Source organism: Pseudoduganella sp. HUAS MS19 (genome assembly GCF_053615455.1).
In genome coordinates, this window is the sequence record NZ_CM132133.1 from 3,365,838 (window position 1) to 3,380,745 (window position 14,908).

At 63.7% G+C, this 14,908-nt stretch carries 12 protein-coding genes; 6 read left to right on the top strand and 6 right to left on the bottom strand.

The window, feature by feature from the left end:
• Positions 1–91 precede the first annotated feature (91 nt).
• Positions 92–865 (top strand): fumarate/nitrate reduction transcriptional regulator Fnr, encoded by a 774-nt coding sequence (gene fnr, locus ACWBU6_RS15385; protein WP_452644275.1) that lies wholly within the window; start codon positions 92–94, stop codon positions 863–865.
• 67 nt (positions 866–932) lie between these two features.
• On the opposite strand, the gene ACWBU6_RS15390 is transcribed toward fnr, so the two are convergent.
• The 5 genes from ACWBU6_RS15390 to ACWBU6_RS15410 all read right to left on the bottom strand — a co-directional run bounded on the left by ACWBU6_RS15390 (position 933) and on the right by ACWBU6_RS15410 (position 4,951).
• Complete coding sequence (locus tag ACWBU6_RS15390; RefSeq protein ID WP_452644277.1) at positions 933–1,304, bottom strand: carboxymuconolactone decarboxylase family protein; 372 nt, start codon at positions 1,302–1,304, stop codon at positions 933–935.
• Positions 1,258–1,710: a MerR family transcriptional regulator gene (locus ACWBU6_RS15395; protein ID WP_452644279.1), complete on the bottom strand. Its 453-nt coding sequence runs from the start codon at positions 1,708–1,710 to the stop codon at positions 1,258–1,260. The genes ACWBU6_RS15390 and ACWBU6_RS15395 overlap by 47 nt, the downstream gene beginning before the upstream one ends.
• A 45-nt stretch (positions 1,711–1,755) precedes the next feature.
• The gene (locus ACWBU6_RS15400; protein WP_452644281.1) at positions 1,756–2,142 is read right to left on the bottom strand and encodes a bacteriohemerythrin; all 387 of its coding nucleotides are present in this window, start codon (positions 2,140–2,142) and stop codon (positions 1,756–1,758) included.
• A gap of 72 nt (positions 2,143–2,214) precedes the next feature.
• Positions 2,215–2,679: a cyanophycin metabolism-associated DUF1854 family protein gene (locus ACWBU6_RS15405; protein ID WP_452644283.1), complete on the bottom strand. Its 465-nt coding sequence runs from the start codon at positions 2,677–2,679 to the stop codon at positions 2,215–2,217.
• The gene (locus ACWBU6_RS15410; protein ID WP_452644285.1) at positions 2,672–4,951 is read right to left on the bottom strand and encodes a cyanophycin metabolism-associated ABC transporter; all 2,280 of its coding nucleotides are present in this window, start codon (positions 4,949–4,951) and stop codon (positions 2,672–2,674) included. Before ACWBU6_RS15410 ends, ACWBU6_RS15405 begins: the two co-directional genes overlap by 8 nt.
• 105 nt (positions 4,952–5,056) lie before the next feature.
• Between ACWBU6_RS15410 and ACWBU6_RS15415 the strand changes: the two genes are divergently transcribed.
• Positions 5,057–7,234, top strand: a complete 2,178-nt coding sequence (locus ACWBU6_RS15415) for a cyanophycin synthetase (protein ID WP_452644287.1) — start codon at positions 5,057–5,059, stop codon at positions 7,232–7,234.
• A gap of 12 nt (positions 7,235–7,246) precedes the next feature.
• Entirely contained in the window at positions 7,247–9,817 is a 2,571-nt protein-coding gene (cphA, locus tag ACWBU6_RS15420; RefSeq protein WP_452644289.1) for a cyanophycin synthetase, read from the top strand.
• A gap of 91 nt (positions 9,818–9,908) precedes the next feature.
• On the opposite strand, the gene ACWBU6_RS15425 is transcribed toward cphA, so the two are convergent.
• Positions 9,909–11,000, bottom strand: a complete 1,092-nt coding sequence (locus tag ACWBU6_RS15425; RefSeq protein ID WP_452644291.1) for a LacI family DNA-binding transcriptional regulator — start codon at positions 10,998–11,000, stop codon at positions 9,909–9,911.
• A 169-nt stretch (positions 11,001–11,169) separates the two neighbouring features.
• Here ACWBU6_RS15425 and ACWBU6_RS15430 point away from each other — a divergent pair, with 169 nt between their 5' ends.
• The 3 genes from ACWBU6_RS15430 to ACWBU6_RS15440 all read left to right on the top strand — a co-directional run bounded on the left by ACWBU6_RS15430 (position 11,170) and on the right by ACWBU6_RS15440 (position 14,902).
• Positions 11,170–12,420: an Hsp70 family protein gene (locus ACWBU6_RS15430; RefSeq protein ID WP_452644293.1), complete on the top strand. Its 1,251-nt coding sequence runs from the start codon at positions 11,170–11,172 to the stop codon at positions 12,418–12,420.
• A 19-nt stretch (positions 12,421–12,439) separates the two neighbouring features.
• Complete coding sequence (locus ACWBU6_RS15435; RefSeq protein ID WP_452644295.1) at positions 12,440–12,787, top strand: hypothetical protein; 348 nt, start codon at positions 12,440–12,442, stop codon at positions 12,785–12,787.
• Positions 12,788–12,868: 81 nt separating this feature from the next.
• Positions 12,869–14,902, top strand: a complete 2,034-nt coding sequence (locus ACWBU6_RS15440; RefSeq protein ID WP_452644297.1) for a TonB-dependent receptor — start codon at positions 12,869–12,871, stop codon at positions 14,900–14,902.
• The last annotated feature ends 6 nt before the right edge of the window (positions 14,903–14,908 follow it).

A 14,908-nucleotide genomic window follows, 5' to 3' on the forward strand; every position in this document is an offset into this window, starting at 1 on the left:
GGGAACCACTACAGCAACTACACAGGATGCTTGATACCGGGAAATGATGCCGGGCGCGATACTGCTTCCATCGAAAACAAGGAGCAGCTAAATGAGCCCGGTCATCCCAATCACCCCTGCAAACGCCGCCAAATCCTGCGCACCTGTCGCAGCAAAATGCTCGCTGTGCAGTTTCAACCGCCTTTGCTTGCCTCAGGGCCTGGCCGATGACGATGTGGCCCGCCTTGACCAGATCATCTCGCGCCGCCGCCGCGTGAACCGCGACGAGCCGCTGTACAAGACCGGCGACAGCTTCCACAGCCTGTATGCCGTGCGCTTCGGCCACTTCAAGACCGTGCAGGTAAACCAGCGCGGCGAACAGACGATCGGCGGCTTCCACATGGCCGGCGACCTGCTGGGGATGGAAGCCATCGGCAATGGCCAGCACTCCTGCAATGCCGTGGCACTGGAAGACAGCGAAGTCTGTGAGATCCCTTTCAACCGGCTGCAAGAGCTGGTGATGCAGATCCCCGGCCTGCTGCAGCAGTTCCACCGCACCATGAGCCGCGAGATCCAGCGCGAGCAGTCGGTGATGCTGTTCCTGAGCCATATGCGCGCCGAGCAGCGCCTGGCAATGTTCCTGCTGAACCTGGCCGGCCGCTACGCCCAGCGCGGCTACTCGTCGACCAGCTTCCAGCTGCGCATGTCGCGTGAAGACATCGGCGGCTACCTCGGCCTGACCGTGGAAAGCGTGAGCCGCCAGTTGGCCCGGCTGCGCCAGGACGGCTCGATCGTCCTGCAAAACCGCGACTTGCGCATCACCGACCGCTCCAAACTCGAGGCCATGTCTTCAGGCGGCATGGCGCAGGAGCTCGCGGTGGCTTAAGCCACGCACCGTTTTTCTCACCTGTAGGGGGTGTATGGGGCAGCTCTCGCTGCCCCTTTTTTCTTGTTTATTGCGCGAAGACTTCTTTGGCGGCCAGCAGCCCGTTAAGGGCGGCGGGGAAGCCGGCATAGACTGCCATTTGCATGATGGTCTCCACAATCTCGTCCCGGCTTACGCCGACGTTGAGGGCGGCGTGGATGTGCACTTTGAGCTGAGGTGTGGCGTTGCCCATGGCGGTCAGGGCCGCCACCACGGCGATCTCGCGCGATCTCAGATCCAGGCCGGGGCGCGAATAGATGTCCCCAAAGGGGAATTCGATCAGGTAGCGGGCAAAGTCCGGGGCGATATCTTCCAGGCTCTGCACGACACGCTCGCCGGCCTGGCCGTCGACTTCACGCAGTTTTGCGAGCCCGCGTTCGTAGCGGTTTTCCATGTTCATCAGCGTTTCCTCCATCGGTGGTGGTTGGATTCGACGCCAGGGACTGCTCCAGCGAGCGGTAATACGCGATCTTGGCCTGCAGCGATGCAGCGGATTGCCGCATCGCCTCGATTTCGGCAAGAACGTCCTGCATGTGCTCCTCCAGCAGCCGGCGCCGTGCCGGCACCGTCGAGTCCCCGGCGCCGCGAAGCTTGGCGAACGATTGCATTTTGCCGATTGGCATATGGGTCGTTCGCAAGCGCAGCAGGAATTCGATCCAGGCAAGGTCCGATGCCAGGTAGCGCCGCTGGCCACCCGCCGCCCGATTGACCGGGGCTATCAGCCCGATTCGCTCGTAGTAGCGGAGGGTATGTGCCGTGAGGCCGGTGCGCTTGGATACTTCGTCTATGCTCAGGTGCGATTCCATGGGGGGATCGTAAAAGTTTGAGTGCACTCGAAGTCAAGCACTTTATTACGCCAGCTTCGATGCCGCAACTGCCAGCGCGAGATCCATGGTGTTGATGTGGGCCGCAAGCCAGTCCGGCAAGGTGCGGATGATGCCGCGTGCGGTGGCTTCCTCGTTGTCCTTCAGCAGGCGCAGGACGCGCGCAACCTTCTCGAGCAAGTTGCCGTGGGCGGCGCGGTGTGCCTGGGCGGCGGGATAGGCGATACGCTCCATCAGCCGGTTTTCCTCGCGCAGGTGCTCGAGGATTTCGGCGGCCAGGTCGCGGCAGGCCGTGTCGAAGGCGGGGCGCGGCAGGGCAGCCATCGCCTCCAGCATGTCGAAAACGATGCGGTGCGACTGGTCGAGAACAGGGATGCCGAGCGCGAGGTCGGGGCCGAAGACAATGGAATCCATGCGGTGCTCCAATAGTGTCGAACCGCAATTGTGCCGCCCGGAAACAGGACGGCACATGATCCATGTCAATTTTTACAGGAAGCGGTCCAGGATCTTCTTGCTGTGCTTATCCAGCGCAAACTGGTCGCGGATCAGGAAGTGGATGCCGTGGCTGTCGGACACCAGCAGCGACACGCTGCCGATGCGCCTGATGTCTTCCTCGCCGCGCAGCACGAAGCTGGTTGCGCCGCGGTCGGTGTCGACGGTCCAGGTGGAAGGGCAGGCATAGCTGCCCACCTCCACGATGCGCTGAATCACCGGCATGAACTCGCGCCCTGCCAGTTCTTCGCGCACGATGTCGGCCATCTGCGGCGACAGGTCGGAAATGCGGTCCAGCCAGGCCACTTCCTTGCCGTCGGTGTTGACCAGCGACAGTCCTTCTTCCGGGGCCTGGATGGGAAACGCGCGTACCGGCGATACGCCTTCATGCAGGACGCCGTTGGCGTCGATCAGGTTCAGCTTGCCGAAACTGTCGCGGCTCAAGGAAAAGTTAATCATCTTCACGGCTCTTTGCTTTGTCATCCATGTCGGTATCGACGTTTCGTGCCTGCGCCTGGTAGAGGCGGTAGTAGGCGCCTTCCCTGGCCATCAGTTCTTCGTGCGGGCCTTCTTCGACCACCTTGCCGCGGTCCATCACCACCAGGCGATTGGCCCGCTGCAGCGTGGACAGGCGGTGCGCAATGGCGATGGTGGTGCGGCCGGCCACCAGGTTGTCCAGCGCCTTCTGGATTTCCTTTTCGGTTTCCGAATCGACCGATGCAGTCGCTTCGTCCAGGATCAGGATGCGCGGGTCGATCAGCAGTGCGCGTGCGATCGAAATACGCTGGCGCTCACCGCCCGACAGGCCCTGGCCGCGCTCGCCCACCATCGAGTCGTAGCCTTGCGGCAGGCGCAGGATGAAGTCGTGGGCGTGCGCTGCGCGGGCAGCCTTCATGATCTCTTCGCGGGTCGCTTCCGGCTTGCCGTAGGCGATATTCTCGGCGATGGTACCGAAGAAGAGGAAAGGCTCCTGCAGCACCAGGCCGATGTTGCGGCGGTAATCCGACACCGCGTAATTGCGGATATCCACCCCATCCAGCAGGATCGCGCCTTCGGCCACGTCGTAGAAGCGGCAGATCAGGTTGACCAGGGTCGATTTGCCGGACCCGGAATGACCGACCAGGCCAATCATTTCGCCGGCCTTGATCTCCAGGTTGACGCCGCGGTTGACTGCGCGGTTACCGTAGCGGAAGCCGACTTCGCGCAGGGTGATGTCGCCCTTGATCTTCTCGACCTTCACCGGCTGCGCCGGGTCCGGCACGCTTGAAACGTGGTCCAGGATGTCGAAGATGCGCTTGGCGGCGGAAGCGGATTTCTGCGTCACCGACACGATGCGGCTCATGGAGTCCAGCTTGCCATAGAAGCGGTTGGCGTACAGGACGAAGGAACTCAGCACGCCAACGGTGATGTTGTGCTTCGAGATCATCCAGATGCCGAACACATAGATCACCAGGATGCCCAGTTCGGTCAGGAAGGACACGGTCGGCGAGAACAGCGACCACACTTTGTTCAGTTTGTCGTTGACGGCCAGGTTATGCTTGTTGGCAGTACGGAAGCGGGTCGCTTCGCGGGTCTCCTGCGCAAAGGCTTTCACCACGCGGATGCCGGGAATGGTATCGGCCAGCACGTTGGTCACTTCGCCCCACACGCGGTCGATCTTTTCGAAGCCGGTGCGCAGCCGGTCGCGCACCAGGTGGATCATCCAGGCGATGAACGGCAGCGGCAGCAGCGTGGCGATGGCCAGCCAGGGATCGATGGTAAACAGGATCACGCCGGTCATGACGATCATCAGGACATCGGAGGCGAAATCGAGCAGGTGCAGGGACAGGAAGACGCAGATGCGGTCCGATTCGGAGCCGATGCGCGACATCAGGTCGCCGGTGCGCTTGCCGCCGAAGTATTCGAGCGACATGCGTAGCAGGTGCTCATACGTCGTGGTGCGCAGGTCGGCGCCGATGCGTTCGGACACCAGTGCCAGCACATAGGTCTTGGCCCAGCCAAAGATCCAGGCCAGCACGGCGGCGCCGGTGAGGGCTGCCATGTACTGGACTACCAGCATGTGTTCGACGGGCTTGCCGTTCTGGTACGGGATCAGCACATTGTCCGTCAGCGGCATGATGATGTACGGCGGGATCAGGTGCGCGCCGGTGGAGAGCAGCATCATTGCAAAGCCGAGCGCCAGCTGCCATTGGTATGGCTTGGCAAAGCGCCACAGGCGGAACAGGGTCCAGGTGGAGGGCGGCGTGTGGACGACCTTGGTGCACACCGGGCATTCCTCCTGGTCCGCTTCCAGCGGCGCCTTGCAGGTGGGGCAGGAGTTCTGTTCGACCTGCTGCAGCGGCTTGCCATGGATGTGCGCTTCCAGCAGGCGCGGGAAGTTTTCGGACAGGCGGATCGCCAGCAGGTTCTGGCCCAGCGTGAAGCGCCATGCGGCAAGGCGCTGCGTGTCATCCACCAGCTCAAGGTGGCCCACGCCGGCGTGGTCGTGCAGTTTTAGCGACATGCCGGCACGATAAGTCCAATCGCGCCATACCGTTTCACCGGGTGCACGTGCCATAATGCGGCGCTCCGTGAGGAGCACCAGGCCTTTGTGGAAGTGAAGCTTGGAGTCCAGGTCAACCTCCAGCGCGCCAAGTACGTTTTCTTCGGGGGCAAGCGCTGGCAACTCTGTGCGCCACCTGTCGGGAAGTTCTGTCAGGCTGAGCTCAGAGGAAAGTTGGTTTGTTATCATTGTGGATCAGACTCCGGCACTCTTTGCCAAGTGGCAAGAATTGCGAAACAGTGGGAAAATAGAAGGACGGGCGGAGTATACCGCAAGAGGTACAAGAGCTAAAACATGACAAAAAAGAAAGACATTGAGTTTCTCCGTGTAACACACCTGCGCGGACCGAACATCTGGACCTATCGCCCGGTGATCGAGGCCTGGCTGGATATCGGCGAGCTTGAAAACTACCCCTCGAACAAACTCCCCGGTCTTTATGAACGCCTGATCGCCTTGCTGCCTGGCCTGGTCGAGCATCGTTGCGGCGTCGGTGAGCGTGGCGGCTTCCTCGAGCGCCTGCGCGATGGCACCTACGCCGGCCACATCCTGGAACACGTGGTGCTGGAGCTGCAAAACCTGGCCGGCATGCGTACCGGTTTCGGCAAGACCCGCCAGACTGCCGAAGGCAGCGGTATTTATAAGATGGCGTTCCGCACCCGCCAGGAACAGGTTGGCCGCGCCGCACTGGCCGCCGGCAAAGAACTGCTGATGGCTGCTGTCGAAGACAGGCCATACGACCTGGCCGCCACCGTTGAAAAGCTGAACTCGATGGTCGAATCGCTGTGCCTCGGTCCATCGACCGGCTCCATCGTGGACGCGGCGACCGACCGCAAGATCCCGCACATCCGCCTGACCGACGGCAACCTGGTGCAATTGGGCCACGGCGCCCGCCAGCGCCGCATCTGGACCGCGGAGACCGACAACACCTCCGCCATCGCGGAAGGCATCGCTTCCGACAAGGACATGACCAAGGACTTGCTGAAGTCCGTCGGTGTGCCGGTGCCGGAAGGTACCCTGGTCAAGAGCGCCGACGAAGCGTGGGAAGAGGCGCAGGACATCGGCTTGCCGGTGGCCGTCAAGCCGTACGACGGCAACCATGGCCGCGGCGTGTCGCTGAACCTGATGACCGAAGCCGACGTGCGCGCTGCCTACGATATCGCCGTGGTGCGCGGCGGCAGCAAGAGCGTGATTGTCGAGAAATTCATCGTCGGTAATGAACACCGGCTCCTGGTGGTCGGCCGCCGCATGGTTGCAGCTTCCATGGGCGAATCGCTGTGGGTGACCGGCGACGGCAAGTCCTCGGTGCAGGAGCTGGTCGACAGCCAGATCAACACCGATCCGCGCCGCGGCACCACCGAAGAATTCCCGCTGAATATCGTCGAACCGAAAAAGTCGGAAGAAGTGCAGCTGGACCTGAAACGCCAGGGCCTGACTCCGGACTCGGTGGTCGAAGCCGGCCGCAAGGTACTGATCCAGGTGAACGGCAATGTCGCCAACGACGTGACCGACCTGGTGCACCCGGCCGTCGCCGAGATGGCGGCGCTGGCTGCGCGCACCATCGGCCTCGACATCGCCGGCATCGACCTGGTGGCCGCCGACATCTCCAGGCCGCTGGAAGAGCAGGGCGGCGCGATCATCGAAGTGAACGCGAGCCCGGGCCTGCTGGCCCACCTGAAGCCGGCCGCCGGCGGCGTGGCGCGCCCGGTGGGCCACGCCATCTGCGACCAATTGTTTGCTGAAGGCGAGGACGGCCGCATCCCGATCGTGGGCGTGGCAGGCAGCCGCCAGAACGCCCTGATTGCCCGCCTGATCGGCTGGCTGCTGCAAATGAGCGGGCGCTACGTCGGTACCGCGACCGACCAGGGCGTGTTCCTGAACGGCCGCAATGTGGCGCGCGGCCCGCTGACCGAGTGGGAGTCGGGCGAGCGCCTGCTGCTGAACAAGAATGTGGAAGCGGCGGTCTTCGCCAATTCCGGCCGCATGATCCTGAGCGAAGGCTTCTCTTACGACAAGTGCATGGTGGGCGTGGTGACCGACGCCGCCGGTCACGAGGAGCTCGGCGAGTTCTACATCAACACTCCCGAACAGATGTATGGCGTGCTGCGCACCCAGGTTGATGTGGTGCTGCCGGAGGGCGCTGCCGTGCTGAACGCTTCCGACGCGCAAGTGGTCGAAATGGCCGAACTGTGCGATGGCGACGTGATCTTCTACGGCACCGACGAACATGTGCCGGCCATCGATTCGCACCGCCAGGATGGCGGCCGCGCCGTATTCCTGCGCGATGGCGGTTTCGTCATGGCGGCCGGCCGCGACGAGCTGGCAGTGCTGCCGCCGTCCTGCCTGCCGGCGAGCGGGGAAGACCGCAAGGAAGCAGTATTGGCCGCGATTGGCGCCGGCTGGGCCATGGGCCTGTCGCCGGACCTGATCGGTGCCGCGCTGCGCACCTTCGAGTGGAATACCAAGAAAAACTAAGGATTACCAGGAATGGAAGTTATTCGCCTCCGCGCACTGCGCGGCCCTAATCTGTGGAGCCACCATACGGCTGTTGAAGCCATCGTGTCCTGCACGCCGGAAGAACGCTCCGTCGACAAGATCCCTGGTTTCGAAGTGCGCCTGCGCACCCGCTTCCCGCGCCTGGCGCAGTTGCAGCCCGACGGCCACGCCGACACCATCCCGATGGCGCACGTGCTGGAACTGGCGGCACTGGGCCTGCAGGCTGAAGCCGGCTGCCCTGTGACCTTCAGCCGTACCACGCAGACGCTGGAAGACGGCATCTACCAGATGGTGGTCGAATACACCGAAGAAGCGGTGGGCCGCCTGGCCGTGGAATGGGCCGAGAAGCTGATCAAGGCCGCTGTCGACGATACGCCGTTCGACCTCGCCGGCGCGCTGCACGAGCTGCGCGAACTGGACGAAGATGTGCGCCTGGGCCCGTCGACCGGCTCGATCGTGTACGCCGCGGTCGCGCGCAAGATTCCATTCCGCCGCATGACCGAAGGCTCGATGGTGAGTTTCGGCTGGGGCTCCAAGCAGCGCCGTATCCAGGCCGCTGAAATGGACACCACCAGCGCGATTGCCGAAACCATCGCGCAGGACAAGGAACTGACCAAGAAGCTGCTGGACGCCGCCGGCGTGCCGGTGCCGACCGGCCGCACCGCCGAGAACGCGGAAGATGCCTGGAAGGCAGCACTGGAAATCGGCCTGCCGGTCGTGGTCAAGCCGAAGGACGGCAATCAGGGCAAGGGCGTCACCGTCAACATCACTACCCGCGAGCAGACCATTGCCGCGTACAACGCCGCCAAGGAATTTCGCGACGACATCATGGTCGAGCGCTTCCTGGCCGGCCACGACTTCCGCCTGCTGGTGATCGGCAACAAGCTGGTCGCTGCCGCGCGCCGCGATCCGCCGCATGTGGTGGGCGACGGCGTGCACTCCGTGCGCGAACTGGTGGAAATCGTCAACTCCGACCCGCGCCGCGGCACCGGTCACGGCACCGCACTGACCAAGATCCGTTTCGACGATATCGCCCTGGCGCGCCTGGCGCTGCAAGGCCTGGCGGCCGATTCGGTGCCGCCGATCGGGCAGCGTGTCGTTCTGCGTAACAATGCGAACCTGTCGACAGGCGGTTCCGCCACCGACGTGACCGATGACGTGCACCCGGAAGTGGCGGCGCGCGCGGTGGAAGCGGCGCAGATGATCGGCCTCGATATCTGCGGCGTGGATGTGGTGTGCGATTCCGTTTTGCGTCCAATCGAAGAACAGAATGGCGGCGTGGTCGAAGTCAATGCTGCGCCTGGCCTGCGCATGCACCTGTCGCCGTCCTACGGCAAGGGCCGCCCGATCGGCGAAGCGATCATCAGCGCCATGTTCCCTGAAGGCGACGATGGCCGCATTCCTGTCATCGCGGTGACCGGCACCAATGGCAAGACCACCACCGTGCGCCTGACCGCGCACCTGATCGCAGCCTCCGGCTTGCGCGTAGGCATGACCAACACCGACGGCGTGTACGTGAACGGCCGCCAGATCGATTCCGGTGACTGCTCCGGCCCGCGTTCGGCGCGCAACGTGCTGCAGCACCCGGATGTGGACGCTGCCGTATTCGAAACCGCCCGTGGCGGCATCCTGCGCGAAGGCCTGGCTTACGACCGCTGCAAAGTGGCCGTGGTGACCAATATCGGCGCCGGCGACCACCTGGGCCTGAACTACATCACCACCGTGGAAGACCTGGCGGTGCTCAAGCGCGTCATCGTGATGAACGTCGACGAGCATGGCTATGCCGTGCTGAATGCGACCGACCCGATCGTCGCCGCCATGGCGGCCAAGTGCAAGGGCAAGGTGATCTTCTTTGGCGCGGACCGCTACCATCCGGTGGTGGCGACCCACCTGGCGCAGGGCAAGCGTACCGTGTATATCGATAACGGCCAGCTGGTGGCGGTGGAAGGCAAGAACGAGCAGCGCATCCCGCTGGCCGACGTGCCGATCACCTTCAACGGCACCATCGGCTTCCAGGTGGAGAACACCATGGCGGCGGTGGCTGCGGCATGGGCAGCGGGCATCGACTGGGATTCGATCCGCCGCGGCTTGCTGAGCTTTACCACCGACAGCCACAATGCGCCGGGCCGCTTCAATATCTTCAAGTACCGCGGCGCGACCGTGATCGCGGACTATGGCCACAATCCGGATGCGATGCTGGCTCTGGTGCAGGCCGTCGATGCGATGCCGGCCAAGCGCCGCTCAGTGGTGATCTCCGGGGCCGGCGACCGCCGCGACCAGGATATCCGCGAACAGACCGAGATCCTCGGCAAGGCTTTTGACGATGTGATCCTGTACCAGGACGCCTGCCAGCGCGGGCGTGCCGACGGTGAAGTGGTTGGCCTGCTGCGCCAGGGCCTGGTGGGCGCGAGCCGCACCACCCGTATCGACACCATTACCGGTGAATTCATTGCAATTGATACGGCGATGGATCGGCTGCAGGATGGCGATCTTTGCCTGATCCTGGTGGATCAGGTGGAGGAGTCGCTGCGGCATATCGCCAACCGCATCGCTGCGGGCTAGAACCGGTAGACCGGGGTCTGACCCGCAGAGTCAGACCCCCGACGATCAGACCGTGTCTGACCCTATGGGTCAGACACTGGTTTACCGGTTTTCAGGCAACAAGAGCAGCCTTCGGCAGCACCAGCCGCGCCGTCTCGCCCTCGACAAACTGCGCCGCAAACACCCGCTTCTCAGCCTCCGCTTCGCCGTCAGCCTCGATCAGGCTGCAAATCAGGTCCGCAGTCGCCACCGCCATCTTGTGCAATGGCTGCTTCAAGGTCGTGAGCTCATAGCTCAGCCAATGCGAACCCTCGACCGCATCGCACCCGACCACCGACATCTGCGACGGCACGTCGATATGCAAATGCTGGCGCGCCGCGTCGACGCAGCCCATCGCCATGGCGTCGTTACCGCAGATCACGGTATCCGGCACGGCGCCTATGCGTGCGATCAGTTCATGCAGTCCCGCCACGCCGCTGGAATAGTCAAAGCAGCCATGGAACACCGGCGCCGCCGGCAGCCCAAGTTCCGCGATCCGGTCCAGCGCCCCGCGCAAGCGCTCGCGCGCCACCGAATTTTGCTCCGGCCCGCCAATCAGGGCGAACTGGCGATGCCCGGCAGCCGCCAGGCGCGTCACCAGCGCGCGGCTGGCCTCATACTGGTCGCACAGCACCGTATTGACGTTCAGATCGCGCAGGTGGCGGTTGAATACCACCAGCGGAACCTTCCTGCGTTTGAATTCCTCGACATGCGCTTCGGCCAGTCTGGAAGCCGCCACCACGCCGTCCACCTGGAACTGCCAGATTTCGGTCAGGATGTTCTCGATCTCGCCCTCATGCTGCATGGTGAAGAGCAGGGCGCGCTTGCCGCGGCGGTTAAGCTGCTGGCTAAGTTCCGACAAGGCCGCCGGGTTGTACAGCATGCTGGTATGGGACACCACGATCGCCACGATATTGGTGCGGCGCGTGATCAGGCTGCGCGCGGCAGCGTTCGGGATGTACTCGAGCCCTTCGGCCGCCTTCATCACCCGCGCATACGTGGCTTTCGATACGCTGGCACCGGGCTTGAAACAGCGCGAGACGGCCGATTGCGATACGCCTGCCACCAGCGCGACATCATAGGAGGTGACGCGGCGTCCCTCGCGCAGGATGATGGCCTTTTGTTCGGCAAGGCTGACCGCGGGTTGTGGCTTGGGTTGACGCATGAAGGCAGGATGGCGGCGGAGATGCTTGCGATTTTGAAAATAAACCCCAATCTTACCACATGGCAATAATTTCCCCAGTTTTACAAGCGGCGGGCGGTGTCGCGCTGTGGCGCCCAAGCCGCGCCGCCCTCTGTTAAAATACCGCCCCTTTTGGTTTCGGATGATTAAGATGGCACAGGCTTGCGGCATCGACTTTGGCACTTCCAACTCCACCGTAGGATGGGTGCGCCCCGGCCAGCCCATCATGCTGGAGCTTGAAGACGGCAAGATGACGCTGCCGTCGGTGGTCTTCTTCAATGCGGAAGACGAGGAGACCAGCTACGGCCGCGCCGCGCTGGCCGAGTACCTGGCCGGCTGCGAAGGGCGGCTGATGCGCTCCCTGAAAAGCCTGCTCGGTACCAGCCTGATCGATGGCCAGACCGAAGTTGGCGGCCGTGCGCTGCCTTTCCGCCTGTTGCTTGCGCAATTCATCGGGGAGGTCAAGCGCCGCGCAGAAAGCGCCGCCGGCCGCCGCTTCGAACACGTGGTGATGGGCCGTCCCGTGCATTTCATCGACGACGACAAGGCGGCCGACCAGCTGGCGGAAGATACGCTGGCAGAAATCGCGCGCAGTGTCGGCTTCCGTGAGGTAGCCTTCCAGTATGAGCCGATTGCGGCCGCTTTCGAGTACGAGTCGCAGATCGATCGCGAAGAACTGGTCCTGATTGCCGACATCGGCGGCGGCACTTCCGACTTCACCCTGGTGCGCCTGGGCCCTGGCCGGGTGGCGCGCAGCGAACGCGCCGACGATATCCTGGCCACCGGCGGCGTGCATATCGGCGGCACCGATTTCGATAAGTATCTCAGCCTGTCGAGCGTGATGCCGCTGCTGGGCTATGGCAGCCAGTTCCGCAGCGGCGCCGAGGTGCCGTCCAGCTATTACTTCAACCTGGCCACCTGGCACACCATCAATCAGGCATATACCCGCAAGATGCAGGCCCAGTTGACCGAAATGATCCGCGATGCGCGCGAACCGGCCAAGCTGGAACGCCTGCAGCACCTGATCGAGGAACGCGCCGGCCACTGGCTGGCGATGAAGGTGGAGGAAGCCAAGATCGGGCTGTCCGGTGCCGACGAGGTGCAGCTGGAGCTCGAACGCTTTGCGCCCCCGGTTCTGCTGGATGTGACGCGCGGCGGCTTCGATCAGGCGGTGGACCACCTGGTGTCCAGCGTCGGCGCCACCGTGACGCAATTGCTGGCCGACGCCGGCGTGCAGGCGGGGCAGGTCGATACCGTCTTCTTCACCGGCGGTTCCAGCGGCGTGCGCCTCTTGCGTGAGCGGATCGCAGCGCTGGTGCCGGGCGCGCGGCGGGTCGAGGGTGATCTGTTCGGCAGCATCGGCGCCGGCCTCGCACGTGATGCATTGCGCAAGTTTGCATAATCTGCTTACAATAGCCGTCGTGAAAAAAGCCAATCGCCATTTGCTGCACGTGCTGCTCGCGATGCTGCTGGTCCTGTCCCAGCAGCTCGGGATGGCGCACGCGGTTTCGCATTGGTCGGATTTCCGCCACGGCACTGAGCAGCAGGCTAGCGAGCTTGACGGCTATGGCCTGAGCGCCGGCCTGGCGCTGGACCACAACTGCAGCCAGTGCGCTGCTTTTGCCTCGCTGGCGACGGCGATCCACACGCCAAGCTTCACATTCCCGACCGTCGACTACAGCGCGCCGCAAGCCGGTGCCGCCCTTCCTCAGCTGCACAGCGCCCGCATAGCGCGCGCATACGATTCACGCGCTCCACCCCTGGCCTGACACAAACAAGGTTGTGCATTTACCGCTGCCGTGGCCGTGCGCCGCGCGCCGCCTATTGTTTGTCGTATCCAGAGGTTAAACATGAATTTCAAGTACTCCCTGCTGGCAGGCGCTGTCCTGTCGGCCGTATCCGCCATTGCCCATGCCGATGACGGCGAAGTGACCAAGGTCATCGTGACCGCCAACCCCTTCCACAAAGGCGAAACCGAGCAGATCCTGCTGCCGGCCAAAGTGCTGTCCGGCGACGAGCTGCGCGACAAGATGGGAAATTCGCTGGGCGAGACGCTGTCGTCGGAACTGGGCGTGTCCTCGTCGGCGTTCGGCGCCGGCGCCTCGCGCCCGATCATCCGCGGCCTGGAAGGCGCGCGGGTGAAGATGCTGGAGAACGGCATGGCGGTATCGGACGTGTCGGGGCTGTCGAACGACCACGCCGTTGCAGCGGAAGGCACGGTGGCGCACCAGATCGAAATCCTGCGCGGCCCCGCTGCCTTGCTGTACGGTTCCGGTGCGATCGGCGGCCTGGTGAACGTCGTGAACGAGCGCATCCCTCCGGCGCTGGAGCCGAAGCTGACCGGCCAGGCCGAGGCGCGCTACAGCACGGTGGACGATGGGAATGCGGTTTCCGGCACCATCGACGGCGCAATCGGCAAGGTCGCCCTGCACCTGGATGCCAACAGCCGCCGTTCGGGCGACTACAAGATCCCGGGCAGCCGCATCGAAGGCGATCCGGCCTCGGGCTCCGGCCGCCTGCCGAATTCCGGCACGAGGGAGAAGGGGGCAGGCTTCGGCGGTTCCTATATCGACAGCTGGGGCTATGTCGGCGCATCGGTTTCCGGCCTGGACAACAAGTACAGTGTGCCAAGCGATGAAGGCTCGGTGATCGACCAGCACCAGACCCGCTACGATATCGACAGCCTGTTCAAGAACCCGCTGCCCGGCATCGAATCGGCCAAGTTCAAGGCCGGCTACACCGACTACCGCCACGCGGAGCTGGGCCAGGACGGCCTGCCGGAAGTGGAGTTCAAGAACCGTGCGCTGGAAACACGCGCCGAGGCGGTTCACAAAGGCATCGGCGGCTGGCATGGCACTTTCGGCGTACAGACCGAGCTGACGCACTTCTCCGCCGCCAGCGCCGAACATGGCGATGAGCATGAAGGGGAAGAGGAGGAAGAGGGCCATGAGGGCCATGGGCACGGCCACGACACCGTGCCGGCCACCCGCTCCAAATCGACTGCCGGCTTCCTGGTCGAAGAAAAGGAATGGGGGCCGGTGCGCGTCAATGCCGGCCTGCGCTTCGAACGCGTGGAACGCCGGCCGGTTACGGGCCTGGACCGCTCCTTCTCGCTGCAATCGGGCGCCCTGGGCGCATTGTGGTCGTTCACGCCCGGCTATGCGGCCGGCCTGACCCTGTCGCGCGCCCAGCGTGCGCCGAGCACTGAAGAACTGTATTCGGAAGGTCCGCACCACGCCACGATCACCTTTGACCAGGGCGATCCGAACCTGCGCAAGGAAACTTCGCGCAATATCGAGTTCTCGGTCCAGAAAACTGCCGGCCTGGTGCGCTGGAAAGCCAATCTGTTCCACAACAGCATTTCCGACTTCATCTACGGCCATGTGACCGGCCGCACCGTCGACGAGGATGGACATGACGGCGACGAGCTGCGCGAGCGCATCTTCAGTCAGGGCGATGCCACCGTGCGCGGCGCCGAAGCGGAAGTGGAATACAACCCGCTGGGCCTGGGCCTGAACGGCCGGCTGTTCGCCGACACCTCGCATGGCGACTTGAAAAATGCCGGCAGCCTGCCGCTGCAGCCTGCCTCGCGCGTCGGCGCTACCATCGGCTACCGCAGCGCCAACTGGCGCGCAGGCGCCACCTGGATCCACGCACAGTCGCAGGACCGCCTGGCATCGTTCGAATCCACGCCGACCGGTTCCTACAACCAACTGAACGCCAACCTGTCGTATACCCAGAAGCTGAAGGACATGGACCTGACCTGGTTCGTGCTGGCGAAGAACCTGCTGAACGACGAAATCCGCGTATCGACCTCCATCCTGAAGGACGTTTCGCCTATGCCAGGGCGCAGTTTCGTGTTCGGGGTGCGCGCCAAGTTCTGAGTTTGC